We start from the raw sequence: 293 nt of genomic DNA on the forward strand, positions 1-293 counted from the left end.
GGTTTCTACGTCTGCTTTAAAAACTATTAACAAAATAGGTATATCTGCAGCAATTAAAGAAGCTAAATCTAAAGGGTTTTTAAAATAATAGCTGCGTTTAAAAAGTATTAAGAAATGGCAAAGAAAGGCAACAGAATACAAGTAATTTTAGAATGTACAGAGCACAAAGCTTCTGGTCAACCAGGAACTTCTAGATACATTACTACAAAAAATAAAAAAAATACGCCTGATAGAATGGAATTAAAAAAATTCAATCCTATCCTTAAGCGTATGACAGTTCATAAAGAGATAAA

Annotated in this window: 1 protein-coding gene and 1 pseudogene; both read left to right on the forward strand. The window is 29.7% G+C overall.

Annotated elements, in window-relative coordinates; translation table 11 throughout:
* Window positions 1–88 (forward strand): annotated as a pseudogene (locus FUA24_RS25490) (50S ribosomal protein L28); the annotation flags it as partial.
* Between the two features lie 26 nt (window positions 89–114).
* Window positions 115–293, forward strand: a 179-nt coding sequence (gene rpmG, locus FUA24_RS00395; protein WP_148539590.1) for a 50S ribosomal protein L33, incomplete at its 3' end; no start/stop codon positions are given.

Source organism: Seonamhaeicola marinus (assembly GCF_008085455.1).